24 protein-coding genes are annotated in these 24,506 nt (G+C 66.8%); 4 read left to right on the forward strand and 20 right to left on the reverse strand.

Features of this window, described 5'->3' with window-relative positions; translation table 11 throughout:
* Positions 1-34 precede the first annotated feature (34 nt).
* From ACQU6B_RS08310 to rimP, 8 genes are all read right to left on the reverse strand, one after another.
* A complete protein-coding gene (locus ACQU6B_RS08310) occupies positions 35-808 on the reverse strand; it encodes an amino acid ABC transporter ATP-binding protein (RefSeq protein ID WP_430867080.1) in 774 nt (257 codons plus the stop codon).
* Positions 809-858: 50 nt separating this feature from the next.
* Positions 859-1,890 carry a bifunctional riboflavin kinase/FAD synthetase gene (locus tag ACQU6B_RS08315; protein WP_430867081.1) on the reverse strand — a complete coding sequence of 344 codons (1,032 nt, stop codon included), beginning with the start codon at positions 1,888-1,890 and terminating at the stop codon, positions 859-861.
* Between the two features lie 26 nt (positions 1,891-1,916).
* Positions 1,917-2,909: a tRNA pseudouridine(55) synthase TruB gene (truB, locus tag ACQU6B_RS08320; RefSeq protein WP_430867082.1), complete on the reverse strand. Its 993-nt coding sequence runs from the start codon at positions 2,907-2,909 to the stop codon at positions 1,917-1,919.
* Positions 2,893-3,342: a 30S ribosome-binding factor RbfA gene (gene rbfA / locus ACQU6B_RS08325; RefSeq protein WP_430867083.1), complete on the reverse strand. Its 450-nt coding sequence runs from the start codon at positions 3,340-3,342 to the stop codon at positions 2,893-2,895. Before rbfA ends, truB begins: the two co-directional genes overlap by 17 nt.
* Entirely contained in the window at positions 3,342-6,038 is a 2,697-nt protein-coding gene (gene infB, locus ACQU6B_RS08330; RefSeq protein WP_430867084.1) for a translation initiation factor IF-2, read from the reverse strand. Before infB ends, rbfA begins: the two co-directional genes overlap by 1 nt.
* Before the next feature lie 130 nt (positions 6,039-6,168).
* Complete coding sequence (locus tag ACQU6B_RS08335; protein WP_430867085.1) at positions 6,169-6,456, reverse strand: YlxR family protein; 288 nt, start codon at positions 6,454-6,456, stop codon at positions 6,169-6,171.
* Between the two features lie 17 nt (positions 6,457-6,473).
* On the reverse strand, positions 6,474-7,526 hold the full coding sequence (gene nusA, locus ACQU6B_RS08340) for a transcription termination factor NusA (protein WP_430867086.1): 1,053 nt from the start codon (positions 7,524-7,526) through the stop codon (positions 6,474-6,476).
* On the reverse strand, positions 7,516-8,019 hold the full coding sequence (gene rimP / locus ACQU6B_RS08345) for a ribosome maturation factor RimP (RefSeq protein WP_430867087.1): 504 nt from the start codon (positions 8,017-8,019) through the stop codon (positions 7,516-7,518). Before rimP ends, nusA begins: the two co-directional genes overlap by 11 nt.
* Positions 8,020-8,114: 95 nt before the next feature.
* Between rimP and ACQU6B_RS08350 the strand changes: the two genes are divergently transcribed.
* Positions 8,115-9,221 (forward strand): hypothetical protein, encoded by a 1,107-nt coding sequence (locus ACQU6B_RS08350; protein WP_430867088.1) that lies wholly within the window; start codon positions 8,115-8,117, stop codon positions 9,219-9,221.
* A gap of 26 nt (positions 9,222-9,247) precedes the next feature.
* Here ACQU6B_RS08350 and ACQU6B_RS08355 read toward each other — a convergent pair whose 3' ends face one another.
* From ACQU6B_RS08355 to ispG, 3 genes are all read right to left on the reverse strand, one after another.
* The gene (locus ACQU6B_RS08355; protein WP_430867089.1) at positions 9,248-11,038 is read right to left on the reverse strand and encodes a proline--tRNA ligase; all 1,791 of its coding nucleotides are present in this window, start codon (positions 11,036-11,038) and stop codon (positions 9,248-9,250) included.
* A gap of 120 nt (positions 11,039-11,158) precedes the next feature.
* Positions 11,159-12,094, reverse strand: a complete 936-nt coding sequence (locus tag ACQU6B_RS08360; RefSeq protein WP_430867090.1) for a GNAT family N-acetyltransferase — start codon at positions 12,092-12,094, stop codon at positions 11,159-11,161.
* Entirely contained in the window at positions 12,091-13,245 is a 1,155-nt protein-coding gene (gene ispG / locus ACQU6B_RS08365; RefSeq protein WP_430867091.1) for a flavodoxin-dependent (E)-4-hydroxy-3-methylbut-2-enyl-diphosphate synthase, read from the reverse strand. Before ispG ends, ACQU6B_RS08360 begins: the two co-directional genes overlap by 4 nt.
* A 96-nt stretch (positions 13,246-13,341) precedes the next feature.
* On the opposite strand from ispG, the gene ACQU6B_RS08370 reads away from it, so the two are divergent.
* A complete protein-coding gene (locus ACQU6B_RS08370) occupies positions 13,342-14,007 on the forward strand; it encodes an ArsR family transcriptional regulator (RefSeq protein ID WP_430867092.1) in 666 nt (221 codons plus the stop codon).
* Positions 14,008-14,011: 4 nt separating this feature from the next.
* Positions 14,012-14,692 carry an arsenate reductase ArsC gene (locus tag ACQU6B_RS08375; RefSeq protein WP_430867093.1) on the forward strand — a complete coding sequence of 227 codons (681 nt, stop codon included), beginning with the start codon at positions 14,012-14,014 and terminating at the stop codon, positions 14,690-14,692.
* Positions 14,693-14,715: 23 nt separating this feature from the next.
* Here the strand turns inward: ACQU6B_RS08375 and ACQU6B_RS08380 are convergent, their stop codons facing one another.
* From ACQU6B_RS08380 to rpsB, 9 genes are read right to left on the reverse strand one after another with little or no spacing between them, the layout of a single operon-like run.
* Complete coding sequence (locus ACQU6B_RS08380) at positions 14,716-16,026, reverse strand: M50 family metallopeptidase (protein ID WP_430867094.1); 1,311 nt, start codon at positions 16,024-16,026, stop codon at positions 14,716-14,718.
* 18 nt (positions 16,027-16,044) lie between these two features.
* Complete coding sequence (gene dxr, locus ACQU6B_RS08385; RefSeq protein ID WP_430867095.1) at positions 16,045-17,199, reverse strand: 1-deoxy-D-xylulose-5-phosphate reductoisomerase; 1,155 nt, start codon at positions 17,197-17,199, stop codon at positions 16,045-16,047.
* A complete protein-coding gene (locus ACQU6B_RS08390; protein ID WP_430867096.1) occupies positions 17,196-17,759 on the reverse strand; it encodes a DivIVA domain-containing protein in 564 nt (187 codons plus the stop codon). The genes dxr and ACQU6B_RS08390 overlap by 4 nt, the downstream gene beginning before the upstream one ends.
* The gene (gene rlmN / locus ACQU6B_RS08395; RefSeq protein ID WP_430867097.1) at positions 17,756-18,868 is read right to left on the reverse strand and encodes a 23S rRNA (adenine(2503)-C(2))-methyltransferase RlmN; all 1,113 of its coding nucleotides are present in this window, start codon (positions 18,866-18,868) and stop codon (positions 17,756-17,758) included. The genes ACQU6B_RS08390 and rlmN overlap by 4 nt, the downstream gene beginning before the upstream one ends.
* A 10-nt stretch (positions 18,869-18,878) precedes the next feature.
* Complete coding sequence (locus tag ACQU6B_RS08400; RefSeq protein ID WP_430867098.1) at positions 18,879-19,961, reverse strand: phosphatidate cytidylyltransferase; 1,083 nt, start codon at positions 19,959-19,961, stop codon at positions 18,879-18,881.
* Positions 19,962-19,987: 26 nt separating this feature from the next.
* Positions 19,988-20,545 carry a ribosome recycling factor gene (gene frr, locus ACQU6B_RS08405; protein WP_430867099.1) on the reverse strand — a complete coding sequence of 186 codons (558 nt, stop codon included), beginning with the start codon at positions 20,543-20,545 and terminating at the stop codon, positions 19,988-19,990.
* A gap of 26 nt (positions 20,546-20,571) precedes the next feature.
* Positions 20,572-21,321 carry a UMP kinase gene (gene pyrH, locus ACQU6B_RS08410; RefSeq protein ID WP_430867100.1) on the reverse strand — a complete coding sequence of 250 codons (750 nt, stop codon included), beginning with the start codon at positions 21,319-21,321 and terminating at the stop codon, positions 20,572-20,574.
* Positions 21,322-21,367: 46 nt separating this feature from the next.
* Positions 21,368-22,207: a translation elongation factor Ts gene (gene tsf / locus ACQU6B_RS08415; RefSeq protein ID WP_430867101.1), complete on the reverse strand. Its 840-nt coding sequence runs from the start codon at positions 22,205-22,207 to the stop codon at positions 21,368-21,370.
* A gap of 11 nt (positions 22,208-22,218) precedes the next feature.
* The gene (gene rpsB / locus ACQU6B_RS08420; protein WP_430867102.1) at positions 22,219-23,292 is read right to left on the reverse strand and encodes a 30S ribosomal protein S2; all 1,074 of its coding nucleotides are present in this window, start codon (positions 23,290-23,292) and stop codon (positions 22,219-22,221) included.
* A 361-nt stretch (positions 23,293-23,653) separates the two neighbouring features.
* Here rpsB and ACQU6B_RS08425 point away from each other — a divergent pair, with 361 nt between their 5' ends.
* Entirely contained in the window at positions 23,654-24,436 is a 783-nt protein-coding gene (locus tag ACQU6B_RS08425) for a M23 family metallopeptidase (protein ID WP_430867103.1), read from the forward strand.
* The last annotated feature ends 70 nt before the right edge of the window (positions 24,437-24,506 follow it).

A 24,506-nucleotide genomic window follows, 5' to 3' on the forward strand; every position in this document is an offset into this window, starting at 1 on the left:
TTTGGCCCGAGGGTCTCCCGAGCCAGCGTGCAAATTAGTGGGTAAGGATCTTGGAGAGGAAGTCCTTGGCTCGCGCGGACTGGGGGTTCGTGAAGAACTCCTCCGGCTCGGCCTCTTCCAGAATCTGGCCGTCGGCCATGAAGATGACGCGGTTGGCCGCCTTGCGCGCGAATCCCATCTCGTGGGTCACGACGATCATGGTCATGCCCTCCGCCGCCAGGTCGGTCATGACGTCCAGGACTTCGTTGATCATTTCCGGGTCTAGCGCCGACGTGGGCTCGTCGAACAGCATCACCTTGGGCTGCATGGCGAGTGAGCGAGCAATGGCGACGCGTTGCTGCTGTCCACCTGACAGTTGCGCGGGGAACTTGTCCGCCTGCGACTCGATGCCCACGCGCTCGAGCAGCGCCATAGCGCGCTCCTTGGCTTCCGCCTTCTTCACTCCCTTGACCTTGATGGGTCCCAGGGTGACGTTCTCGAGGATGGTCTTGTGCGCGAAGAGGTTGAAAGACTGGAACACCATGCCGACGTCGGCTCGCAGGTTGGCTAGTGCCTTGCCCTCAGCGGGAACCTCCACCCCGTCGAGCGTGATCGAACCGTCGTCGATGGTCTCGAGCCGGTTGATCGCCCTGCACAGCGTGGACTTTCCCGAGCCCGACGGGCCGATCACGACCACCACCTCGCCCTCACCGACCGTGAGGTTGATGTCCTGCAGCACGTGAAGCTCGCCGAAGTGCTTGTTTACGTTCTTGAGCACCACGAGGGGCTTGTGCTCTCCCTGCAGCTTTCCATCATTGGGCTGGTCCATCTAAAGACTGTAGCCCCCAAAAGGTGCCGAATGCCTGGGTTAACAGCGAATTAACACGAATCGTGACCTTCGCTTAACAATTCACGAGTCCAGGCGACGTCCTCGTCCAGCGCCGCAGTGAGCGCCTCGAGCGAGCCGAAGTCCAGCATCGGCCGCCGCCACTGAACCAGGTCCAGGGCCACCTCGGTGTCGTAGATGTCGATGCCCTCGGCATCGAGCGCGAACGCCTCGACACGTAGATCGCTGCCGCCCACCGTGTAGTTGTGCCCCAGGCTCACCGCGGCCTTCATAGGTAGTCCGACCAGCGGCTTCGCCAAGGAATTGGCGCGCGCGTCGATCACCGTCAGCCTGCCAGCGTAGACGCCGTGGCGCGGGATCATCCCGCCCGAGACGTCCAGGTTCGCCGTGGGAAAACCGATGGTCCGCCCGAGCGCGTCCCCGTGAATCACAGTCCCCCGCAGCCGGTGCGTTCGCCCGAGGACGTCGGCGGCCCCTGGCAGGTCGCCCGCGTCGAGGAGCTCGCGGACCCAGGTCGAGGACCAGCGTCGGCCCGACTGTGACACCGCGCAGGCGTCGTCGATGACCTCTACGTCGAAGCCGAACTTGTGCCCCAGCTCGCGCATCGTGTCGACGTCGCCGGCGTTGCCGCGCCCAAACCGGGTGTCCTGTCCCACCACCACAGTGGCCGCCTTGAGACCCTCGACCAGGTAGCGGCGGACGAACTCCTCCGCGGTCTGCTGGGCAAAGTCGAGGGTATAGCGCACCACGAGCACGCCGTCGAGGCCCGTCGCGGCGAGGCGCTCGAGGCGGTCATCCATGCCGGTGATCAACACCGGTGGGTGCGTCGGGTCGTGAACCGCCTTGGGGTGCGGGTCGAAGGTCATCGCAATCGCGACCTGACCTCGGGCGCGGGCGTCCGCGACCATGCGCTCGAGCACCGCCTGATGCCCCAGGTGGACGCCGTCGAAGTTACCTAGCGTCACGATGGCCGGGCCTAGCGACGCCGGGATGTCGGCAAGCGACCGCCACGTCGTCATCGTTGAGCCGGGATTTGTTGCGTCGGTGCCAGTCACGTCTGCCATTGTCGCCTAACTCCTGTCGCCCAAGATCACTCCGCTTCGGAGTCGGGGACTACGGCCGTCGGTGTCTCAGCGGTAGTGGACGTTTCGAACACCACCACGGGGGATAGTTTTCCGCGGCGCGGGCGCAGAATTGCGGCGAGGGTTCCGGAGGACGTCAGTGCGGCGACCTCTGAACCGGCGGGCGGGAGGACTCCCGGCGCGGTCACCGGCTCGACGCCGACCTCGATGGGTTGGCCGAAGCCGAGCGCGGTCGCCTGGCGGTCGTCGATGGTCACGGTGGGCAGGGCAGATGCCGCGGCGGTCGCGAGCGGTAGCAGCGGCAGCGGTTGGCCACCATCCACCAACGCGCCGAGTTCGTCAAGAGTCTTCGCGCTGGAAAGGTCAATGTCCCCCACCGCGGTGCGGCGAAGGGCGGTGAGGTGGCCGCCGACGGACAGCGCCGCGCCCAGGTCCCTCGCCAGTGCCCGCACGTAGGTGCCCGAGGACACGTCGAGGCTCACGTCGATGTCGACGAGCGTGCCGTCGCGGCGAATGTCGAGCACGTCGAATCGCGACACGGTCACCGGACGGGAGGGAAGCTGCACGTCCTCGCCGTCGCGCACGCGCTTGTACGCGCGCTGACCGTCCACCTTGATCGCGCTGACCGCGCTGGGCTGCTGCTGAATGTCGCCGGTGAGGGTCGCGACGGCATCGGCGATCTGCGCGTCGGTCACCACGGACGCGTCCGCCGATTCGAGAACGTCGCCCTCGGCATCGTCCGTCACGGTGGACTCGCCCAGGCGAATCGTGCCGTCGTAGGACTTGCCGTGACCCACGAAGTAGGTCAGCAGCTTGGTGGCCTTGCCGATCCCGATCACCAGCACGCCGGTGGCCATGGGGTCGAGCGTGCCCGCGTGACCTACCTTTTTGGTCTGCGCGAGCCGGCGCATGCGGCCAACGACATCGTGGGAGGTCCAGCCTTGCGGCTTGTCGACCACCACGATGCCGGGAACCGGCTCGGGCTTAGGCGTCCTCGTCATCGTCATCGGACTCGACGTCGGGGTGCTTGTACGGGTCCGCTTCGCCTGCGTACTTGGCGCCCTCGCGCATGCGAGTGACCTCCTCGTCGCGCAGGCGTGCGGCCTCGAGCGACTTGGCGAGCGAGGCGGCAGTCTCCGGCACCGCGTCTAGATGGAACTCGAGCGTCGGGGTCAGGCGAATACCCAACTGCGAGCCCATGCGGGACCGCAAGCGACCCTTGGCCGAAGCCAGGGCCGCCGCGGTGTTCTCGCGTTCCTCGTCGCCGCCAAAGACGGTGTAGAAGACGGACGCCTGCTGGAGGTCGCCGGTGACTCGAACATCGGTCACCGTGACGAACCCCAAGCGGGGGTCTTTAATGTCGTTCTCGAGCGCGCTGGCAACGATCCTTTTAATCGTGCCAGCGAGCTTGAGTGCGCGTGCGTGGTCAACCATTAGGTCCTCGGAATCTCCACCATCTCGAACGTCTCAATGACGTCCCCGACCTGGATGTCGTTGAACTTGCCTAGGCCAATACCGCACTCGAAGCCGTCCTTGACCTCGGTCGCGTCGTCCTTGAAACGGCGCAGCGTGTCGATCTTGGCTTCGCCGATGACGTTTCCGGCTCGCACGACGCGAGCGGAGGCGTTGCGGCGGATTGCGCCCTTGCGGACCAAGCAACCGGCGATATTTCCGAACTTGGAGGAACGGAAAATCTCCATGATCTCGGCGCCACCGGTCTGCTGCTCCTCGAACTCAGGCTTGAGCATGCCCTTGAGCGATGCCTCAATGTCCTCGAGTGCGCGGTAGATGACCGAGTAGAAGCGCATGTCCACGCCCTCGCGGTCCGCGAGTTCCTGAACGCGCTCTGCGGGACGCACGTTGAAACCGATGATGATCGCGGAGTCCACGGTCGCCAGGTTGACGTCGTTCTGCGTGACAGCACCCACACCACGGTGGATGATGCGCAGGTCGACGTCCTTGCCCACATCGATCTGCAGGAGCGCGTCCTCGAGGGCCTCGACGGCACCCGAAACGTCTCCCTTGATGATGAGGTTGAGGGTGTCGACCTTGCCATCTTCGAGGGCCTGGTTGAAGTCCTCGAGGCTGATGCGCTTGCGACGCTTGGCAAGCTGAGCTGCGCGCTCGGCGGTCTCGCGCTTCTCGGCAATCTGACGCGCCGTACGGTCGTCGTCAGCCACCAGGAACGTGTCGCCGGCGCCCGGAACGGACGTGAGTCCGATCACGAGCACGGGACGGGCCGGGAGGGCTTCCTTGATCTGCTGGTCGTGCTCGTCGAACATGGCACGCACACGGCCGTGAGCCGTACCCGCCACGATCGAGTCGCCGATGCGCAACGTACCGGACTGCACGAGTACCGTCGCAACGGCACCGCGCCCCTTGTCGAGGTGCGCCTCGACGGCAACACCGCGGGCGTCCTTGTTGGGGTTGGCGCGCAGGTCCAGACCGGCGTCTGCGGTGAGCAGAACGGCCTCGAGAAGCTCGTCGATGTTGATGCCCTTGGTCGCGGAGACGTCGACGAACATCGTGTCTCCGCCGTACTCCTCGGCTACCAAGTTGTATTCGGTGAGCTGCTGGCGGATCTTTGCGGGGTTAGCCCCTTCCTTATCCACCTTGTTCACTGCGACAACGATCGGGACGTTGGCTGCCTGAGCGTGGTTGAGCGCCTCAATGGTCTGAGGCATCACGCCGTCGTCGGCCGCGACCACGAGGATCGCGATGTCGGTGACCTTGGCACCACGTGCACGCATGGCGGTGAACGCCTCGTGACCCGGGGTGTCAATGAAGGTGATGGCGCGCTCGACGCCCTCGTGCTCGTGGTGCACCTGGTAAGCGCCGATGTGCTGCGTGATGCCGCCGGCCTCACCGGAAATGACATCCGCGTGACGGATCGCGTCGAGTAGACGCGTCTTACCGTGGTCGACGTGACCCATGACGGTGACGACGGGAGGACGAGCGAAGAGAACGTCGTCGCCCTCGGCCTCGAGTTCCGCCTCGATGTCGATGTTGAAGTCCTCGAGCAGCTCGCGGTCTTCCTCTTCCGGGGACACGATCTGGATCTTGTAACCCAGCTCGGAACCAAGAGTCGCAAAGGTGTCCTCGTCGAGCGACTGCGTTGCGGTAGCCATCTCACCGAGGTGGAACAGCACCGTCACGAGCGACGCGGGAATGACGTCAATCTTCTCGGCAAAGTCAGCAAGCGTCGCGCCGCGGCGAAGACGGATCAGCGTCTCACCGTTACCGCGAGGAATGTTGACGCCGCCGATGGCTGGCGCCTGACTCTGCTCGTATTCGGCCCGCTTCGCGCGCTTCGACTTCCGTGAGCGTGCCGGCTTACCACCGGAACGACCGAATGCTCCTGCGGTTCCACCGCCGCGTCCACGACCACCAGCGGCCGGACGGCCACCGGGGCCGCCGAATCCGCCGGGACGACCGGGTGCGCCACCAGCTCCACCGGGGCCACCGCGACCGGGTGCGCCACCTGGGCCACCACGAGGCGCCTGTGCGGGCATCTGACCTGGGGTCGGACGAGCGCCCGGGCGAGCGGGTGCTCCAGCTGCCGTAGGACGACCGCCTGGTGCGCCACCTGGGCGACCCTGCGGGCGAGGCGCCTGGAACGGGTTGTTTCCGCCCGGACGAGGACGAGGACGCGGACCTGCGGCCTTGTCCGAGAACGGGTTGTTTCCGCCTGGACGAGGACGAGGACGCGGCATGTCGCCGGGCGTGGGTGCGTCTGTCTTGGCCTCAGGGGCGGCGGGAGTGTCTGCCTTTGCTGCGGCATCGGCCGGTGCGGCCGGTGCTGCCGGTGCTGCGGGCTTGTCTGCCTTGGGCGCCGCCGGAGCGGGCGCGTCAACAGGTGCGGGTGCCTCCTCCTTGGCCGGCGCCTCAGGGGCGGCAGGCTTGGGGGCTGCGGGCTTGGGTGCCGCCGGCTTCTTGGCGGCGGGCTTGGGTGCCTCGGCAGGCTTCTCGGCCGGTGCCGGGAACGCCTCCTTGGCCTTGCGCACTACGGGCGCTTCAAGGGTGGAAGACGGACCCTTCACATACTCACCGATTTCGGTGAGCTTAGCGATTAGGTCCTTGCTCGATACTCCGAGCTCTTTCGCGATCTCATGGACGCGGGGCTTTGCCACAATTCTCCTGTCTTGGTCCGACCAAGACAGGGTCGAACCATCGTTACTGCGGGGTGGTCATCGTGAGGCACTCATCGGGTTGCCATGGGCTTTCGTCCCGTTCTATCGATGGTCATCATGGTCACAATCCTTAAAGCTCTAGCGAGATGCCGGAGGCATCCGCCTGCGGGGCGCGCAATGCGCGTCCGAAGGCTCGACGCTGAAGCGCCTTGGTGAGGCAATCGTCGCTGCGGTGCAGCCACGCTCCTCGCCCAGGCAGCGACCGGATCGGATCGGCAACCACACGGTTGCCGTCCAATGCCACTCGCATCAGGACCGACTGCGCTTCCAGTTTTTTGCATCCGACGCACGTTCGTACCGGTCCGGTGTGGTCCGATGCGGGGGTGCGAGACGCGTAATCCTGGCTGCTCAGCGTCATTAGTCTACCGGGTCGCGCTAGTGTGTCGCACCCGGCGTGTCGAGGTCGGCGGTTTCGCCGTCCTCCGCGGGGGGTGTGACGGGGCCGTCGGGGGCCTCGTCCGAACGGATGTCGATGCGCCAGCCAGTGAGTCGAGCGGCCAGGCGGGCATTCTGCCCCTCCTTGCCGATCGCTAGCGAGAGGTGGAAGTCGGGGACGATCACTCGCGCCGCGCGAGCCTCGAGGTCGACGACCGTCACTGACACGACGCGTGAGGGCGATAACGCGTTACCCACGTACGTTGCGGGGTCGTCGTCCCAGTCCACGATGTCGATCTTCTCGCCGTGCAGTTCGCTCATGACCGCGCGCACTCGCGCGCCCATCGGGCCGATGCAGGCACCCTTGGGATTGACCCCCGCCACGTTGGCGCGAACAGCCATCTTGGTGCGGTGGCCTGCCTCGCGGGCAATATTCATGATCTCGACGGTGCCGTCGGCGATCTCGGGGACCTCGAGTTCAAAGAGCTTGCGCACCAGACCGGGGTGGGTGCGAGACAGCGTGATCGAGGGGCCCTTCATGCCGCGCGACACGTCGAGCACGAAGGCGCGCAGGCGCTCGCCGTGCGTGTACGTCTCGGTGGGGACCTGCTCGTGCGCGGGCAACAGCCCCTCGACGTCACCCATGTCGACGTGCACGTTGCGCGGGTCGGCGCTCTGCTGAATCACGCCGGAGACCAGGTGGCCCTCCTTGTCGGCGTACTCGCCCAGCACTGCGTCGTCGCCGGCCTGACGCAGTCGCTGGAAGATCACCTGGCGGGCGGTGGACGTCGCGATGCGCCCAAAGTCGTCGGGAGTGTGGTCGAACTCGGGAGACAGGTCCACCATCTCGCCGGCCTCGTTGAGGTTGGGCTCGCGGACCAGGACGGAGACCTTTCCGGTGCTGCGGTCCAGCTTTGCCCGTGCGTGGGAATAGGCGCCGGGGGTCTTTTGGTAGGCCGACAGCAACGCCTGCTCAATCGCGTCGATGAGGACGCTGAGCTTGATGTCCTTTTCCTTCTCGAGGCCCTCCAGGGCCCTCATATCAATGTCCATCAGGTGCATCCTCTTCTGCGAACTTAGCGGTCTTCATCTTCTTCATTTCGACTTCGATGCGTCCGTCGGCGATGTCCGCCAGCGCGAAGCTGCTGCGCTCGCCGGCGATCTCCAGCACCACGGAGTCGTCCGTCACGTCGACGAGGCGGCCGGAAGCCGTCGCGCCCTCCGCGAGGTCCAGCGTGACAAGGCGCGTTCGTGCGCGCATGAAGTGGCGACGCTCAGTGAGCGTGCGGTCCGTCCCCGGGGTAGAGACTTCGAGGGTGTACTCGCTCTTGGGCACGTTTGCCTCGTCGAGCGCCGCGCCGATGGCCCGCGACGCTACCGCGATCGCGTCCAGGCTGGCGGAACCCACTTCAGTCTCGGGTAGATCGAGCGTAATTGTGACACGTGTGCGCTTGCCCGCCGGTGCGACGGCGACCCCGTCGACGATCAACCCGGCAGCTTCTGCTCCGGGTGTCGCTAGGTCGGCAATCTGGCGTGAGATGTCCATAACATCGCCTCCCCGCGCGCTCATGCGCGCTCCGTTGCTTAAATTCGTCAGGACACATTCTAAGCCCAGGCCTAGCGCGTGTCATGATGGCGAGCATGAACGCCCGCCGAGTCCCATACTCTACCGTCCGCCCGTGGACCGCGGCGCTCATTGCGGGCGCGCTAGTCGCGGGAGTCTCCGGGTGCTCGTGGACCCTCGCGCAGGAGCCGGTCACGTATCCCTCCGCCCACCAGGCGACGCTCGAGCGCGACGCCGCGGCACTGCGAGAGCAGGAGATCATAGACGCCCTGGGTGCCGGAACCAGCGACGCTCTCTCGGCATCTAACCTCGCCTCCATAGAAGCGCCCGCCGCGCCAGCGCACCTGGCCGCACTGGGCGGCGTATACGTCGCCGTGCCCTCCCCCACGCTGTCCCCCTCCCCCTTCGTCGGTTCGCTGGACGAGGCGGTGGCGCAGGCGCGCGACGGGGCCCTCGAGACCGCGCAAAGCACGACCGACGAGAATCTCGCGCTGCTGCAGTCCAGCATCGGCCTGACTCACGCCTTCGCGCTGTGGTGGGCGCAGTACTCCGAGCTGGCGGCGGCGCCCGAACCGAGCGCCTCGGCCAGCCCTGGAGCGACCGAGGACGCGGCACAGCCCGGCGCTGCAGAGCCCGAGGTCACCGGCGAGGCCACCCCCAGCCCGAGCGCGGTCCCGACCGTCAGCGCGGCGCCAGACCCCCTCGGGGCGACGGAGCTGGTCCTGCCCACGACCGTGGTGCTGGGCAGCGACTTCACGCCGGTGTCGAGCGACGCGTTCGTGCCCGCCACCTTTGCCGACTTGGCGCTCGCCCACGACGAGGCGCGTTTTCTTTACGAGGTGATTGCCGCGCGATCGGCCGGCACCGAGCGGGACGACGCGCTCGCCCGACGCGATGTCCACGCGGCGCGCGCAGACGAGTTCGCGGCGCTGGCGGGCGGCGAGGACCCCCGCCAGGTCACCTACACGATTCCCCCCGTCGCCGTGGACACGGAGTCCTCTCGCGCGACGACCGCGCGCGACGCGGAGTTCGCCCTGGGCGCGACGTACGCGACCATGCTGGACGGCGTGCCGAGCAGCGATCGAGGATGGGTCCTCAACGCCGCCTTCGACGTATACGCGGCTGGCGCGCGTCAGTCGGGATTCACGCCCGACCAGTTCCCGCTGCTCCCGGGCCTGCAGTAGCGCCAGGCCCGGCGGGACAGCAAAACTCAGGCCAGGTCGGCCCTTACCGCGGCGGCGACGTGGTCGATCACGTCGCCCACGGGCAGGCTCGTGCTCGTGCCTGCACGACGCGACTTGAACTCGATCTCGCCGTCGGCGAGGCCGCGTCCCACCACGACGGTGTACGGCGCGCCGATCAGCTCGGAGTCCTTGAACTTCACTCCCGGGGAGACCTTGGGTCGGTCGTCGTAGCAGACCTCGATGCCCTGCGCCTCGAGTGCGCGAGAGATTGCCTCGGCCTTGTCGTGCACCGCGTCGTCCTTGCCCGCCGCGATCACGTGCACCTGGTACGGCGCGTACGCCGTCGGCCACTTGAGGCCGAGCTCGTCGTTGTTGTTCTCCGCGAGCAGCGCGAGTGCACGTGTCACTCCCACGCCGTAGGAGCCCATGGTCACGACCTGCTGCTTGCCGTTAACGTCCAGCACCTTGAGGTCGAGAGCCTGGGCGTACTTGCGGCCCAGCTGGAAGATGTGTCCGATCTCGACGCCGCGCGCGAGCTCGAGCGGTCCGGAGCCGTCGGGGGCCTCGTCGCCTGCGCGCACCTCGGCGGCCTCGATCGTGCCGTCGCCCACAAAGTCCCTACCCATGGTGAGGTCGAAGACGTGCTTGCCCGGGGCATCGGCGCCGGTGATCCAGCGCGTTCCGGGGACGATGCGGGGGTCGAGCATGTACGGGATGGTCGAGTCGTCCTTGGACAGGAATTCGACGTCCGCGGGTCGCGCCTGCGGTCCGAGCGCGCCAGGACCGATGTAGCCCTTGACCAACTCGGGACGCTTCTTGAGGTCCTCCTCGGTCGCGGGCTCAACGGTCGCAGGTGCGAGGGCCGCCTCGAGGCGGGTCATGTCGACCGCGCGGTCTCCGGGAAGTCCCACCACCAGTAGCCCGCGTTCCCCAGCGGGGTTGGTGGCTGCGATGACGACGTTCTTCAGGGTGTCGGCGGCCGTCCAGGGACGGTCGGCGCGCGGGTGCGCAGCGTTTGCTGCAGCAACAAGCGAGTCGATGGTCGGGGTGTCGGGGGTGTCCTCGACGTGGGCCGCAGGAGCGTCGGCGATGTCGAGCGAGTCGGGAATAGGCGTCGTGACGGCCTCGACGTTTGCCGCGTAGCCCCCCGCGGAGCGGACATACGTGTCCTCGCCGATCGGGGTGGGGCTGAGGAACTCCTCGGACTTGGACCCGCCCATGGCGCCGGACGTGGCGGTGACGATGACGTACTCGAGCCCCAGGCGTTCGAAGATCCGCACGTAGGCCTCGCGCTGCGCCTGGTAGGAGGCCTCAAGCCCGGCATCGTCGATGTCGAAGCTGTACGCGTCCTTCATGATGAATTCGCGGCCGCGCAGGAGCCCCGCGCGGGGGCGGGCCTCGTCGCGGTACTTATTCTGGATCTGGAAGATCGTCAGCGGCAGGTCCTTGTACGAGTTGTACAGGTCCTTGACCAGCAGCGTGAACATCTCCTCGTGCGTGGGCGCGAGCAGCATGTCGGAACCCTTGCGGTCCTTGAGGCGGAACAGGTTGGGGCCGTACTCGTCCCAGCGTCCCGTGATCTCGTACGGCTCCTTGGGAAGCAGCGCGGGGAAGTGCACTTCCTGCGCCCCCGCGGCCTCCATCTCCTCGCGCACGACCGCCTCAACCTTGGCGAGCACGCGCAGCCCAAGGGGCAGCCACGTGTAGATGCCCGGCGCGGCGCGGCGGATGTAACCCGCGCGTACGAGCAGCTTGTGTGACGCGACCTCGGCCTCGGCCGGGTCTTCACGAAGGGTACGAAGGAACAGAGTAGACATGCGCAACATGCTCGCAATCCTACTGGCGCACACGTGTGGGCCGATGCCGCCCGCGCGACCGGACCGCGCAGCGCTCGCGCGCCACTGGGGACCCGTCCACCCGTGAGGAGGGGCCGGCGCCTAGAACATCACGGTGGCGAACGTTCCTACCTGGGAGAACCCCACGGCGCGGTAGCCCGCGATGGCGGTGGTGTTGAAGTCGTTCACGTACAGGGACACCGTGGGTGCGATCGATGCGTGGACGGCCTCGACAACCGCAGCCATGCCCGCCTTGGACAGTCCCCTGCCCCGCGCCTGGGGGTGCACCCACACGCCCTGCACCTGCGCCACCTTGCCGCCTACGGCGCCCACGTCCGCCTTGAAAAGGACCCGGCGACGCCCGTCCACCTCGCCGTATTGCAGGAAGGCGTGCCCCGCACGGATGAGTGCGCGCAGCCGGTCCTCGTACGCGGCCCGGCCGTGGCTCATCGGGTCGTAGCCGACCTCGCCTAGAAACATGTGAACCGAGGCGGGCAGGAGTTCGTCGTAATCCTGCATCGTCGCCCGGCGCACCGCCTCTAGCTCGAGACCCGAGCCGTCGCTGGCGACGTGACGCGGGCTTGTCGCCAGGGCCATCGACAGCTGGTTTGCCCTCACCTCGCGCGCGGGCCCCCACCAGGGCTCGACCCGGCCCCAGATGTCGAGGATGAGGTCGGCGCGGCCCACCAGGGCGGCGGGCCGGTTGAGGCGGCCGAGCATGGCCGCGGCCACCTCGGCGCGGACGTCGTCACCGGTGTCCGGGTCGTCGGCGGAGGGGATCAACGCGGTGAGGTTCGCGCCGTTCCAGATCACGCCGATGGTCTCGCGCCCCATGCCGGGTAGCGCTCGCCCGGAGCGACGCCTCACCGCCCACAGATAGGGGGTGAGGCCGCCCGAGCGTCGTGCCGTCTCCAAATGCATCGCGAGGAACGTGTTAGCGACGGGATCCGCCGCGCACCACTCGAGCGCCATCTCGAGGTCACGCCGCTGCAGGGGCGCGAGCGTGTGCTGCGCGCGCCTGAGCAGCGATTCGGTCATCGAGCGGCCATCACCTGCGGTGACGCTCCCTCGACGGGCTCCATGGTCTCGGCGAGCTTCAGCGCTTCCTCGATCAGGGTCTCAACGATGTCCTTCTCGAGCACGGTCTTGATGACCTCGCCCTTAACGAAGATCTGGCCCTTGCCGTTGCCCGATGCGACGCCCAGGTCTGCCTCGCGAGCCTCGCCCGGGCCATTCACTACGCAGCCCATCACGGCGACGCGCAGCGGCACCTCCATGCCCTCAAGGCCGGCGGTCACCTTCTCCGCGAGCTCGTAGACGTCAACCTGCGCGCGTCCGCACGACGGGCACGAGACTATCTCGAGCTTGCGCGGGCGCAGGTTGAGGCTCTGGAGGATCTGGATGCCCACCTTGACCTCCTCGACGGGAGGCGCGGACAGCGAGACACGGATGGTGTCGCCGATGCCCTGGCTGAGAAGTGCGCCAAACGCGGTGGCGGACTTGATGGTGCCCTGGAACGCCGGCCCGGCCTCGGTCACGCCGAGGTGCAGGGGCCAGTCGCCGCGCTCAGAGAGCATCTCGTACGCCTTGACCATGATCACGGGGTCGTTGTGCTTGACGGAGATCTTGAAGTCGTGGAAGTCGTGCTCCTCGAACAGGCTGGCCTCCCACACCGCGGACTCGACCAGAGCCTCGGGGGTGGCCTTGCCGTACTTCTTGAGCAGGCGCGGGTCAAGGGAGCCCGCGTTGACGCCGATGCGGATCGAGGTGCCGTGGTCCTTGGCGGCCTGGGCGATCTCCTTGATCTGGTCATCGAAGCGGCGGATGTTGCCGGGGTTAACCCGCACGGCGGCACAGCCGGCCTCGATCGCGGCAAAAACGTACTTGGGCTGGAAGTGGATATCCGCGATCACCGGGATGTTCGACTTCTTGGCGATCGCGGGCAGCGCGTCCGCGTCGTCCTGGGTGGGGCACGCCACGCGCACGATGTCGCATCCGGAGGCCGTGAGCTCCGCGATCTGTTGCAGCGTCGCGTTGATGTCGGTGGTCTTGGTGGTGGTCATCGACTGCACGCTGACGGGCGCGTCGCCCCCCACGTCTACCGTGCCTACCTTGATCTTGCGCGTCTTCTTGCGCGGGGAGAGCGTCTCCGGCGGCATGGCCGGCATTCCGAGTCCGATTGCAGTCATAGTTCTAGTATCAACCACTTGTCAGCGTTGGTTGTTCCCGACTCACGCTGTAGGCCGGGACCGCCTCACTCCCGGCCATCTGATATTGTTTCAATCATGGTTGAACTAAATCGAATCGGGGTGCTCGCCGCCCTCGCCGAGCCCCACCGCCTTGAGATAGTCGACGCCCTCGCGCTGGACGACCTCTCCCCCACGGAACTGAGCGCCCGCACGGGCCAACAGCCCAGCCTCCTGGCCCATCACCTGTCCTCGCTGGAGAAGTCCGGGGTGGTGCGCCGCCGCCGCTCGGACGGCGACGCCCGGCGCTCGTACTTCACGCTCGCGTGGGACAACCCCATCGTCGCCGCGACCGCGGCCCACGGCCGCTCCCCGGGCGGCACGCGCGTGGTCTTCGTCTGCTCGGCGAACTCCGCGCGCTCCCAGTTCGCGGCCAGCCTGTTCGCGCGCCACACCGATGTCCCCGTCACCTCCGCGGGCACCGTGCCCGCCGCGCGCGTCCACCCGCTGGCCGAGGCCGCGCTCGCCGAGCGGGGCCTCGCGCCGCTCGGCACCGCGCCGCAGCAGGCGCAGGACATCCTGCGCGAGGGCGACATCGTCATCGCGGTGTGCGACCAGGCCTTCGAGGAACTCGGGCGCGCGCATATTGACCTGCATTGGTCCATCCCGGACCCCGCGGCGGGCGGCCCCGCCGACTTCACCACCGCTCTCAACACCATTAACCCCCGCGTCGCGCGCCTCGCCGACGCCCTCACGATTGGATAGCGCCATGACCGACCCTCTGTATCGCGAGCACACCCTCACGATCGACCAGACCCACGCCCTCAAGACCGCCGCCGCGCGCCTGGAGGATCACTTCGACGGCATCTTTGGTCGCGAGACCATCGAACACTTCCTCGCCAGCTCGTACGACCAGTTCGCCGGCAACGCGAAGTTCACCAACTACCTCCCGTTGCTGGCCGAGCGATTCGCGCGCCAGCGACTGCAAGCATTCAGCCGTGTCGAGGGCTTCGTCAACGACGGCAAGCCGGTGGTGCTGTTCCTGTGTGTCCACAATGCGGGCAAGTCCCAGATGGCGCTGGGCTTCTTCGAGAAGCTCGCGGGCGACCGCGCGATCGCCTGGTCGGGTGGCTCCGAGCCCGGCAACTCGCTCAACAAGTACTCGGTCGAGGCGATGACCGAGGTCGGCATCGACATCACCGGCGAGTTCCCCAAGCCATGGACCGAGGAGACACTGCGCGCGGCCGATGTCATCGTCACCATGGGCTGCGGCGACGCCTGCCCCGTGTACCCCGGCAAGCGTTACCTCGACTGGGAACTCCAGGCACCCCCCGGCAACAGCATCGAGAACGTCCGCCCCGTGCGCGACGACATCGAGCGTCGCGTGCGCGCCCTGCTCGCCGAGCTCGGTGTCGAGGTAGAGACCTCGGCGACCGCCACGCAGTCCTAAGTCCGAGGTATCCCCCGGTCGGTCTAGACGATGCTGACAGGCGCGACGATGTCTGCCACGATCAGGATCACTCCCATGACCAGCAGCAGGCCAAAGACCCCGTACGCGAGCGGCATCATGCGCGCGACGTCTACCGGCCGGGGCTTGGGCAGCGACCGCACGCGCGCCCAGCCATTCTTGATGGCCTGCCAGATGGCCGAGGCGATGTGCCCGCCGTCCAGCGGCACGAGCGGGATCATGTTGAACACGAACAGGGCGAGGTTAAGTCCGCCCAGCAGCATCAGCATGTCCGCGATCTTCTCGGTGAGCCCGTAGCCCTCGACGTCCGCCGAGGCGACGTCGCTCGCGATGCGACCCACGCCCACGACGCCGATCACGGACTCGGTGCTGCGGTCCTCCTGACCGAGCGTCGCGAGGGTCACGTGATAAAGGTTCTGCGGCAGGTGGAAGACCACGTTGAAGGTCTTGCCCAGGTAGTCCCACGTCAGCGCGGCTCCCGCGCCGATGCCCTGGGGAACGTTCTCGACCTCGGGCGCGACACCCAGGTAGCCGACTGTCTCGGTCTCGATGGCGCCCGCGTCGTCCAACACGACCGCGCCATCGGCGTCCGTCACGGCGCGTTCGCGCGGCGTCGGGGTCACGGTGAGGGTCTCGGTCTGTCCGTCGCGGATGACCTCGAGCGGCATCGTGTCGCCGGGGTGTGCGGCGACGTACTCGGTGAGTTCGGGCCACTCGGTGACGGCCAGGCCGTCAATGGCCGTGATCTGGTCGCCTGGTTCGAGTCCGGCTGCGGCCGCCGGCGACAGCGGGTCGCCGGGCTCGCACTGAGCAGAGCCGACCGCGGGCACGCACTGCACGGTCTCGTTGACGGTCAGGGTCGCGGTGGGGGTGCCGATGCCGACCAATACCGCGGAGAACAGCAGCAGCGCCAGAATCAGGTTGACGAAGGGTCCGCCGAACATGACGATGACCTTCTTCCACCACGCCAGGTGGTAGAAGGCGCGGTAGTCCTCGCCCGGCAGGACCTCCTCCGTGGAGGCGGCGCGCGAGTCGCCGATCAGCTCGGCGATGCGGCCCTTGACCTTGAGGGGCCTGACTGCCTCCTCCGGGGGAATCATGCCCACGAGCTTCACGTAGCCGCCCAGCGGGATGGCCTTGATGCCGTACTCGGTCTCCTTGCCCTGCTTGGACCACAGGGTGGGGCCGAAGCCAACGAAGTACTGGCTGACCCGCACGCCGAACTTCTTGGCGGGGATCATGTGGCCCATCTCGTGGAGCCCGATCGAAATCAGCAATCCGACCAGCAGCACCAAGATGCCTACGACCTGCAACATGTGTGTCCTCTACTTGATTTAAGCTAGCGCCGCGATGACCGCGGCGGCGCGGGCTCGCGCCCACGACTCGGCGGCGTCCACGGCCTCGAGCGAAATCTGGGTGGGCGCCTCGTACTTTTCGACAACGCTTCGCACCGTGTCAACGATCCCGAGGAAGGGCAACTTTCCGGCAACGAAGGCTGCGACGCACTCCTCGTTCGCGGCGTTAAAGACCGCCGGGTGCAGCGCGGACTCGGCGACGGCCGCGCGCGCGACCCGGATCGCGGGGAACGCTTCCTCATCTAGGGGCTCGAACGTCCACTGCTGGGCCTGGGTCCAGTCCATGCCGCCGATGGCGCCGGGCACCCGCTGCGGCCATGACAGCCCCAGGGCGATGGGTAGGCGCATGTCAGGCGGGGACACCTGCGCCAGCGTCGAGCCGTCCACGAACTCGACCATCGAGTGGACGATTGACTGCGCGTGAACCACCACGTCAATGCGCTCCATCGGGATGTCGAAGAGCAGGTGCGCCTCGATCACCTCGAGAGCCTTGTTCATCATTGACGCGGAGTTGATGGTGACCACCGGGCCCATGTCCCAGTTGGGATGCTTGAGCGCCTGGGCCGGCGTCACGTCGCTGAGCTCCGCGCGCGTCTTGCCACGGAAGGCGCCGCCCGATGCGGTCACGACCAGGCGCTTGACGTCCGCGTGCGTGCCGCCGAGTAGCGCCTGCGCCAGGGCCGAGTGCTCCGAGTCGACGGGCACGATCTGATCGGGGCGCTGCTTGGCCGCGTTGACCAGCGCTCCCCCGGCGACCAGGGACTCCTTGTTCGCGAGGGCGAGCGTGCTGCCGGCCTCGAGGGCCGCCAGCGTGGGCCGCAGTCCCACCGAGCCCGTCATGCCGTTGAGCACCACGTCGGCGCCGATGCCCGCCGCGGCGACGACGCCATCGGCCCCTGACACCACCTCGACGCCTGGCAAGGCCGCCGCGATGCGCTCGGCTGCCGCGGCATCGGCTACGGCGACCATGCGTACGTCGAGCGCGCGAGCCTGGGATATCACCGCATCGGCGTCGCGTCCGCCCGCCGCGATGGCGACCACGTCGAACCTGTCGCGATTGCGCTCGATGACGTCGATGGCCTGGGTGCCGATCGAGCCGGTCGAACCCAGAAGCGCGACGGTGCGGGAGGTCATGCGGGGATGACGCCCAGCAGGATGTCTACCGTGCGGGCCAGGAAGGCATCGACCGTGCGCTCGTCGTACGCGCGCTTGCCCGTCTTGGAGCCGAAGGCGACCGCCCGCAGCTCGTCGGCCACGAGCGGCTGACCGGTGTCGAAAAATGCCGTGATGCGAGCCATGATGGCGTCCACCTGGCGCACGTCGTAGCCGCGCTTGAAGGTCGCGGGGTGATCGAAACGCGCACCTGCCGGACGCCGCAGGCGCGGGTACAGCACCTGGGCGCGCTCCGCGAGGTTCTTCATCCACTCGTCCTGGCCGTTGGCGCGCACAAAGATGTCGCGCGTGCGCGTCGAGAACGCTAGCTCCAGGCGATCCAGCGCCGCGTCGACTGCGGCCGTGGAGTAGCCGCCGTGCTTGAGATCGAACGCCGCGCGCCGCACATCCAGAGGCGAGACCTCGGGATCGGGACTGCCCGGGCGCTCGTACGCCAGGCGGGCCTGGTCAAAAAACTCCGCCACCTGCTCCGTCTTGTACCCCAAACGCAACTTGTTCGTACGGGGAAAGAGGTCCGTCATTCGTTCTCCTTGATGGCCAGCTGACCGCAAGCGCCGTCAATGTCGCTTCCACGAGTATCCCTGATAGTCGTCGGAATTCCGTGAGCACGCAGGCGACGCACGAATTCCCTCTCGACTGCCGGATCTGACGCGGTCCAGATTGAACCCGGGGTCGGGTTCAGCGGGATGGGGTTGACGTGCACCCAGCCATCGCCGCGCGCCTTGAGCTTCTCGGCCAACAGGTCGGCGCGCCAGCCCTGGTCGTTCATCTCGCGGATCAGCGCGTACTCGATGCTCACTCGGCGACCGGTGGCGGCGTAGTAGCGGTACGCGGCGTCGAGGGTCTCGTCGACGCTCCAGCGCGTGTTGATAGGAACGATCTCGTTGCGTAGCTCGTCGTCCGCTGCGTGCAGGCTCACCGCGAGCGTCACGGGGATGCCCTCCTTGGTGAGCTTGTCGATAGCGGGCACCAGGCCGACGGTCGACACCGTGACGTGGCGGGCGGACAGGCCGAAGCCGTTGGGCTCGGGGGCGACCAACGCGCGGACGGTCTCCATGACGGCCTTGTAGTTCGCGAGCGGCTCGCCCATTCCCATGAACACCACGTTGGACAGGCGCACCGGCTCGCCCAGCGAGCCGTCACGTGAGGCACGCGCCGCCAGGCGGACCTGCTCGATGATCTCCGCCGACGAGAGGTTCCGGGTAAGCCCCATCTGACCGGTCGCGCAGAACGGGCAGGCCATGCCGCAGCCTGCCTGGCTCGTGACGCACAGCGTCGCGCGCTCAGGGTACTTCATGAGCACGGACTCGACCTTGACGTTGTCGTGGAGCGCCCAGAGCGTCTTCACCGTCTCTCCGCCGTCAGCCTCGAGCGTGCGGACCGGCGTCATGAGGGTGGGGAACATCGCCGTGGCGATCTCCTCCCGCACTCCTGCAGGCAGATCTGTCATGTCATCGGGCGCGGTGGTGAGGTGACTGTAATAGTGGGCCGCCAACTGCTTGGCCCGGTAGCCCGGCTGGCCGATTTCCTTAAGCGCCTCGACGCGGTCCTCGGGGCTGAGATCCGCGAAGTGGCGCGGTGCCTTGCCGCGCTTGGGCGCTGCCATCTGCAACACAGGGGGGTTGGTCATGTGGTCCTCACTAAAACAATATGGCGAACACCACGTACACCGCGGGGCCAGCAACTAACAACGAATCGATCCGGTCAAGGATGCCGCCATGACCCGGGATGAACCCGCTCATGTCCTTGACGTCCATGTCGCGCTTCAGCGCAGACTCGGCCAGGTCGCCGATGATCGAGGCGACGGCCGCGGCGAGGCCTACGGCCACGCCAATCCACCATTGTCCGTCAAATAAGAAGTAAGAAGCAACCCCGGCGGAAACGATGGCGAGCGCGACGCCACCCATCGCGCCTTCCCAGGTCTTCTTGGGGCTCACTCGGGGCGCGAGCTTGTGCTTGCCGAATGCCATCCCGCTGAAAAGCCCGCCCGTGTCGTTGCCCGCGACGGCCACGATCAGAATAACGACGCGCTGCCAGCCGTTGTCGGACATCTCGAGCAGCATCACGAAGGACCCCAGGAACGGGATCCACATCAGCGCGAAGATGCTCCCGACCGCCTCGGCGAACGTGTTCTCTATCCGCTCGTCGACGACTCGCCACGCGACCAGCCCGGCACAACCGACGAGCATGGCCACGACCAGCCCCTCGGCGGCACCCGGTCCGCGCTCCGCGCCGTACCAGGTGGCGATACCCATGCCGTAGGTCGCGACACCGATCGGCACCAGCGACAATCGCTGACCCTGCTTGCGCAGCGCGTTGCGCCACTCGAATACGCCGGCAAACAGGAACGAGTAGAGCAAAATACCGAGCAGGCGCGGGTCGTACCAGGCAGCGGCCAGCGTCACCACGAGCAACAGCATGCCCACCGAGGAGGCGGCCCACATGTTCCGGCCCTTGCGGGGGGTGGCTAGCGGGATGGTCTCCGAGTAGTCGAAGACCGCCTCGCCTAACTCGTTAAACGGCTCGACACGAGGCGTCTCCGGGGCGATGGTGTCCGGCACGATTGGGTCCGCGACGTCGTCTTCGGCCCACGTAGACAGGTCAGACTCGGGCGCGTGCTCGGTCGCCTGCGCGGTCACCGGCACGAAGTGCGGCAACTGCGGGGTGGGCACGGAACCCAAGTCCTGCTCGGGCGCCGAGCCTCGGCGTCTGATCCACTTCATGTCGTAGGTGTGCGAGTCCTCGGGCGTTACACCTCGAGCAGTTCGCGCTCCTTGTGGGAGAGAAGCGAGTCGATCACTTCGACGTGCTTCTTGGTCAGGATGTCGAGTTCCTTCTCGCCGCGTGAGCCGTCGTCCTCACCAACGTCGCCGTCCTTCACGGCCGCGTCGATCAGGTCCTTGCCCTTGCGGCGCATGTTGCGCAGCGTGACGCGGGAGTCCTCGGCCTTGACCTTGGCCAACTTCACATAGTCGCGGCGGCGCTCAGCGGTGAGCTGCGGCATGTTGATGCGCAGGACGTTGCCGTCGTCGGAAGGGTTGACGCCCAAATCCGAGTTGCGTAGCGCCTTCTCGATCTCCTTCTTGGCGCCAACGTCGTACGGCGCGATCAAGACGGTGCGAGCCTCGGGCACGCTGATGGAGGCGAGTTGCTGTAGAGCGGTGGGCGCGCCGTAGTAGTCGACCGTGATGTTCGCGAACATCGCAGCCGAGGCCTGACCCGTACGAATGCTCGCGAAGTTGTCCTTCGCGATCTCGACGGCCTTGTCCATGTTGTCCTCGACGTCGAGGAGGATCTCGTCAATCACAGTTGTCTCCTTAAGGGGCCGCGGCGCTACGCCGTGACCAGGGTGCCGATTCTCTCACCCAAGAGGGCGCGAGTCACATTTCCGGGCTCTTCTAGGCCGAATACCATCATTGGCAGGTTGTTTTCACTGCACAGGCTGAAGGCGGCCGCGTCCATGACCTTGAGTCCCTGCTGGAGGGCGTCTGCGTACGTCACGTGCTCCAGGCGCTTCGCGGTGGGGTCGAGGCGCGGGTCCGCGGTGTACACCGCGTCCACGCCGTGCTTGCCCATGAGCACCTCGGTGCAACGAGTCTCTAGCGCGCGCTGTACCGAGACCGTGTCGGTGGAGAAGTAGGGCATACCTGCGCCGGCGCCGAAGATGACTACCCGACCCTTCTCCATGTGGCGCATCGCGCGACGAGGAATGTACGGCTCCGCGACCTGGCCCATGGTGATGGCGGTCTGGACACGCGTGTCGACCCCCGCCTGTTCGAGGAAGTCCTGCAGGGCGAGGGCATTCATCACGGTGCCCAGCATGCCCATGTAGTCGGCGCGGGCACGCTCCATACCTCGCTGCGACAGCTCGGCGCCACGGAAGAAGTTCCCCCCTCCCACGACGATGCCGATCTCGATGCCCTGTTTTGCCGCATCGGCCACCTCGTGTGCGACGCGCGAGATGACGTCGGGGTCGAGGCCAACCGCCCCGCCGCCGAACATCTCGCCGCTCAGCTTAAGCAAAACGCGCCGCGCCTTATCCGAGGAATCGACCCCCGGGACCAGTTCACTGTTCTCGGGCATCAATTCCTCCTGAAGGCGCGGCGCGTTTAGTTAAAAGCTGTTGTGACTAGGCTCCCACACGGAAGCGAGCGAAGGCCGAAACCTCGCCGCCAGTGTTCTCGATGACCTTGCCGACCGTGGTCTTGGGGTCCTTCGCGAACGCCTGGTCAACCAGGGTGTTCTCCTTGAAGAAGCCCGTCATGCGACCTTCGACGATCTTGGGCATGGCAGCCTCGGGCTTGCCTTCTCCCTTGGCCGTCTCCTCGGCAACACGACGCTCGTTCGCGACCACATCGGCCGGAACCGCGTCACGGTTGAGGTACGTGGGGGTGTACGCGGCGATGTGCATTGCGATGTCGCGTGCGACCTCGCCTGCCTTCTCGTCGGCTCCGACCAGAACGCCGACCTGCGCGGGCAGGTCCTTGTTGGTGCGGTGCAGGTATTCCTTGACCACGGGTGCCTCGATCCGAGCCACGCGGCGCAGGACGATCTTCTCGCCCAGCATGCCCGCGTTCTCGTCGATGAACGACTGCACGGTCGAGCCGTCGATGTCAGCGGCGAGCGCTGCCTCGGCCGAGTCAGCGCCGGCTGCAGTAACTGCAGTCAGAACCTTCTGGGCGAAGGCGAGGAACTTGTCGTTCTTCGCCACGAAGTCGGTCTCGCAGTTGATCTCGATGAGCGTGCCCACCTGGCCGCCGTCGGCGTCCTCGATGGAGGTCAGCACAAGACCTTCGGAGGCCGAGCGGCCCTCGCGCTTGGTGACGCCCTTGAGGCCCTTGACGCGCAGGATGTCGACGGCCTTGTCCAGGTCGCCATCAGCCTCGTCGAGTGCCGTCTTGACGTTGAGCATGCCTGCACCAGTGCGCTCGCGGAGCGTCTGGATGTCAGCAACGGTGTAGTTCGCCATAGATGCGTTCCTTACTTCTCGTCTGTCGTAGCTGCGGGCTTCTTAGGAGCGGGCTTCTTGGCGGCAGGCTTGTCGGCCTTGGCCTCGTCAGCGTCGTCCTTCTTGGCAGCAGCCTTGGGGGCGGGCTTCTTGGCAGCAGGCTTTTCCTCGGCGACAGCCTCGGTGGTCTCTGCAGCCTGCTCCTCGGCCGCGGGGGCCTCGGTGGTGTCAGCAGCCTTCTCCTCGGCAGCGGGGGCCTCGGCAACTGCCTCGTCCTTAGCGTCCGCGGTCTTCGCGTCGTCCTTGGAGTCTTCGGACTTCGTCTCATCCTTCTTGCCGTCGAGGAGCTCCTGCTCCCACTCAGCGAGGGGCTCGGCTTCGCCGGTTGCCTCCGCGTCGTCAGCGGCCTTGGGGGTGTGGCGGATCTTGAGACCCTCGGCGACCGCGTCAGCGATCACACGGGTGAGCAGGCCCACGGCGCGGATAGCGTCGTCGTTTCCGGGGATGCCGTACTGGACGTCGTCCGGGTCGCAGTTGGAGTCGAGGATGCCGACCACGGGGATGCCGAGCTTGCGTGCCTCGTCAACTGCCAGGTGCTCCTTGTTGGTGTCGACGATCCAGATGACCGACGGAACCTTGGGCATGTCACGGATACCCGTGAGGACCTTGGCAAGCTTGTCGCGCTCGCGGCGCATCATGAGCAGTTCCTTCTTGGTGCGACCGGAAGCGGCCACATCGTCGAAGTCAACGAGCTCGAGCTCCTTGAGGCGCGTCACGCGCTTGGAGACGGTCTGGAAGTTGGTCAGCATTCCGCCGAGCCAGCGCTCGTTGACGTAGGGCATGCCCACGCGAACGGCCTGCTCAGCGATCTGCTCCTGGCCCTGGCGCTTGGTGCCGACGAACAGCACCGTTCCGCCGTGAGCGACCGTGTCGCGCACAAAGGTGTACGCCTTGTCGATCATTCCGAGCGACTGCTGCAGGTCAATGATGTAGATGCCATTGCGCTCAGTGAAAATGAAGCGCTTCATCTTGGGGTTCCAGCGGCTGGTCTGGTGTCCAAAGTGGACGCCCGAATCGAGCAGCTCGCGCATGGTCACAACGGCCATGGCTCGTCCTTATCTGCACGCCTCAATTGGCGTGCGTGCTTAGTTCGGGGTTGCCCGATGGGCTCCCCCGATAGTTCGGTTGATGGCGTTCCCAGGTGGGTCCGCCCCTAGCACCAACGCGGTCTGGCACCGAGCGAACTCGGACCTTGCCATTCCGGCGCCAACGTCTCGACCGTGAGGCCGAACCAGTGGCGAATGATGCGCGAAGTCATCCGGGCATGCCGGATGCAGGGTTAATGCTACCCGACGGTGCGGCACACACGCGACCGCTGGCGTGCACAGGCCCCGCGTGTCAGAGCGCCGTCCACCGATAGGGAAACGGGGCCAAGTAGCCGCCCGGTTACGGCGTCACGATGATCATATGAAACATACGCGGGCGTGGGTCGCCCTCACACTCGCTGCCGCGCTATCGCTGGTGGGCCTCGGCTCGGCGCAAGGCATCGACGTGAGCGTGGGCGAGGGCGTCGGCGTGAGCGTGAGCGTGGGCGAGAGCGTCGGCGTGAGCGTGGGCGAGAGCATCGGCGTGGGTGTGGGTGACGGCGTAGGCGTAGGCGTAGGCGTAGGCGTGGGTAACGGCATGGGTGCGGGTGCTGGTGCGGAAACAGTCGACCGCGCCTCCTCCGACCGAAGGCTGATCGCAAAGGTCACCCCTGAGACCGACGGCGCCTTCTCCGATGAGCGGCCAACGTCAGGGGTCGCCCCCGGTGCCGACGGGGCGCGACCTGTGTTGGGCCCACCGGTGGCGCCGTTGCGCGCCTCGAGGCTCTTCGATCCGCCTCCCGAGCCATGGCACGCGGGACATCGTGGCATCGATCTGTTCACCTCGCCTGGGGCGGACATCCGCTCCCCCGGCGCTGGGACGGTGGTGTTCGTCGGCAAAGTGGTGAATCGAGGGGTGCTCAGCATCGACCTGGACGTTGGCCTGCGCGCGTCTCTCGAGCCGGCGTCCTCGACGCTCGCCCAGGGCGCACGGGTCAGCCAGGGCCAGGTCGTGGGCAAGGTGGAGTCCACGGCCGCGGCGAGCCACTGCGCCCCGAGTCACTGCCTGCACTGGGGGCTGCGCGATGGCGACGAGTACCTCGACCCGCTCGATTGGCTGGTGGGATTTGGACCCATTCGACTGCTGCCCCTGCGCGGAAAGTAGTCCACGTGCCCTAACGGAGAGTTCGCGAGCTGACCGAGTCGGGACGACCAGTGAGCTCTCTGGTGAACTA

It is taken from the genome of Demequina aurantiaca (genome assembly GCF_050598105.1).
In the GTDB taxonomy this organism is placed as follows: Bacteria; Actinomycetota; Actinomycetes; order Actinomycetales; family Demequinaceae; genus Demequina; species Demequina aurantiaca_A.

Coding starts and splice junctions, on each gene's coding strand:
- ACQU6B_RS08310 (WP_430867080.1), bottom strand. CDS start 808: ATGGACCAGCCCAATGATGGAAAGCTGCAGGGAGAGCACAAGCCCCTC.
- ACQU6B_RS08315 (WP_430867081.1), bottom strand. CDS start 1,890: ATGGCAGACGTGACTGGCACCGACGCAACAAATCCCGGCTCAACGATG.
- truB (WP_430867082.1), bottom strand. CDS start 2,909: ATGACGAGGACGCCTAAGCCCGAGCCGGTTCCCGGCATCGTGGTGGTC.
- rbfA (WP_430867083.1), bottom strand. CDS start 3,342: ATGGTTGACCACGCACGCGCACTCAAGCTCGCTGGCACGATTAAAAGG.
- ACQU6B_RS08335 (WP_430867085.1), bottom strand. CDS start 6,456: ATGACGCTGAGCAGCCAGGATTACGCGTCTCGCACCCCCGCATCGGAC.
- nusA (WP_430867086.1), bottom strand. CDS start 7,526: ATGGACATTGATATGAGGGCCCTGGAGGGCCTCGAGAAGGAAAAGGAC.
- rimP (WP_430867087.1), bottom strand. CDS start 8,019: ATGGACATCTCACGCCAGATTGCCGACCTAGCGACACCCGGAGCAGAA.
- ACQU6B_RS08350 (WP_430867088.1), top strand. CDS start 8,115: ATGAACGCCCGCCGAGTCCCATACTCTACCGTCCGCCCGTGGACCGCG.
- ACQU6B_RS08355 (WP_430867089.1), bottom strand. CDS start 11,038: ATGTCTACTCTGTTCCTTCGTACCCTTCGTGAAGACCCGGCCGAGGCC.
- ACQU6B_RS08360 (WP_430867090.1), bottom strand. CDS start 12,094: ATGACCGAATCGCTGCTCAGGCGCGCGCAGCACACGCTCGCGCCCCTG.
- ispG (WP_430867091.1), bottom strand. CDS start 13,245: ATGACTGCAATCGGACTCGGAATGCCGGCCATGCCGCCGGAGACGCTC.
- ACQU6B_RS08370 (WP_430867092.1), top strand. CDS start 13,342: ATGGTTGAACTAAATCGAATCGGGGTGCTCGCCGCCCTCGCCGAGCCC.
- ACQU6B_RS08375 (WP_430867093.1), top strand. CDS start 14,012: ATGACCGACCCTCTGTATCGCGAGCACACCCTCACGATCGACCAGACC.
- ACQU6B_RS08380 (WP_430867094.1), bottom strand. CDS start 16,026: ATGTTGCAGGTCGTAGGCATCTTGGTGCTGCTGGTCGGATTGCTGATT.
- dxr (WP_430867095.1), bottom strand. CDS start 17,199: ATGACCTCCCGCACCGTCGCGCTTCTGGGTTCGACCGGCTCGATCGGC.
- ACQU6B_RS08390 (WP_430867096.1), bottom strand. CDS start 17,759: ATGACGGACCTCTTTCCCCGTACGAACAAGTTGCGTTTGGGGTACAAG.
- rlmN (WP_430867097.1), bottom strand. CDS start 18,868: ATGACCAACCCCCCTGTGTTGCAGATGGCAGCGCCCAAGCGCGGCAAG.
- ACQU6B_RS08400 (WP_430867098.1), bottom strand. CDS start 19,961: ATGAAGTGGATCAGACGCCGAGGCTCGGCGCCCGAGCAGGACTTGGGT.
- pyrH (WP_430867100.1), bottom strand. CDS start 21,321: ATGCCCGAGAACAGTGAACTGGTCCCGGGGGTCGATTCCTCGGATAAG.
- tsf (WP_430867101.1), bottom strand. CDS start 22,207: ATGGCGAACTACACCGTTGCTGACATCCAGACGCTCCGCGAGCGCACT.
- rpsB (WP_430867102.1), bottom strand. CDS start 23,292: ATGGCCGTTGTGACCATGCGCGAGCTGCTCGATTCGGGCGTCCACTTT.
- ACQU6B_RS08425 (WP_430867103.1), top strand. CDS start 23,654: ATGAAACATACGCGGGCGTGGGTCGCCCTCACACTCGCTGCCGCGCTA.